The organism is Methanospirillum sp. (assembly GCF_035406105.1).
In the GTDB taxonomy this organism is placed as follows: Archaea; Halobacteriota; Methanomicrobia; order Methanomicrobiales; family Methanospirillaceae; genus Methanospirillum.
Genome location: NZ_DAONKG010000351.1, coordinates 1 through 1,497, shown reverse-complemented (window position 1 = coordinate 1,497; position 1,497 = coordinate 1). Strand labels below are relative to the sequence as shown.

Sequence of the window (1,497 nt, the reverse complement as noted above, 5' to 3'; positions counted from 1 at the left end):
ACTGAAGTTAAAGTTGAAGAACTAGCCGAAGCTCAAAAAAATACTGAACTCTCCATAAAAGATCTTACCCGGACGATCGAATTTAAAATCGGAGGTCTCGGAAGGAAATGGGGAGTGGATTCTGAACGATCGTTCAGAAATGGTCTGACAACTATTCTTTCAGAGACCGGGTATGAAGTCTTTAATTATATGGTCAAAGACACTGAAGGATTCGTATTCGGGCATCCATCAGAGATTGAGATAGATGTCATTGTTACCGGCGGGAAAACCCTTGTTGTTGAGATAAAAGCTTCAGTAAGTAAGAGTGATGTGTTCATTTTTTTAAAGAAGGGAGAGTATTACACCAAAATGACCGGAAAAATAGTAGACGGATTAATAATGATTGCACCCTTCGTGGAAGACTCTGCAAAAGAAGTTGCAGATAAGTTCAATGTAACGATATGTGATTCCGTAATAGATTTAGGATCTGTTATTCAGGAAGCATCACAATAAGATAGATATAGTACACGATTAATTAAATTAGTTATGAATGGAATAAGATTAATCCCACATTCAGCATTAGAATATTTGCAATGAATAATTTTAAAAATCGTCTATTCTAAAATCATGGTTAAATTTGATGACTTTTTTCAATTTAGTCCGTTTCAAGATTACCCCTCATGGTTGACAGTCCGATCAAATGTCATTGTAAAGGTCTCAAACAAGGCTCTAATTATTCGGCCCTATCTCCATATGGAGAATAGATTTAGAACTATTTAATTGTTTGCTATAAATAAATCCAAAATCACTACAAATTGCTGCCGAGTGTCGGATATAACAGTATAGTTACATTGATATTTCAGGAAAGCAGAACCTTAATCCCAACTTTTCTCTACCGGAAATTCGATATTTTCATGATCAATGTATCAAATACAGGACCAGATGATTCGAGAATCCTTCCTCCAACATGAGCAAATATGTATTTATGCAAATATACCCAACGACTACGTACGATGGATCTCATTCGCTCTCGATTTATCATTCATGGCGATGTCCAGCGTGTCGGATATCGGGATGTTGTTCAGAAACTGGCAATAAAAAATGGTATTACAGGAGAAGTAAGGAATCTCGAAGATCTTGATGTGCTGATCATTGCAGAAGGAACAAAAGAAGCGATAACCCACTTTTCAAACCTTATAAATATACAGGATTTTCCAATAAACGTCGAATCGATTGAAATCAGGGAAGAACCATACACCGGAGAGTTTCGAACGTTCAATATAATAAGGGGTGACATGGGTGAAGAGATGGCTGAACGGATGGATACTGCAATCCAACACCTCAGTCTTATTGGAAAATACAGTAAGACCGCAGCGAATAATTCAAAAACGTTGATAGAGATGATGCAAACCTCTCTGCAAAAACAGGATCAGATGCTGGAAAAACAAGACATGATGATTGATAAACAGGATCAGATGCTGGAAAAACAAGACATGATGATTGATAAACAGGATCAGA

2 protein-coding genes are annotated in these 1,497 nt (G+C 36.8%); both read left to right on the top strand.

Annotation, left to right across the window (positions count from 1 at the left end; translation table 11 throughout):
* A partial coding sequence (locus PLA23_RS13380) for a DUF3782 domain-containing protein (protein WP_324475531.1) occupies positions 1-492 on the top strand: 492 nt, incomplete at its 5' end.
* A 500-nt stretch (positions 493-992) separates the two neighbouring features.
* Positions 993-1,497 (top strand): acylphosphatase (locus tag PLA23_RS13375; RefSeq protein WP_324475530.1); only part of this gene is annotated, 505 nt, incomplete at its 3' end.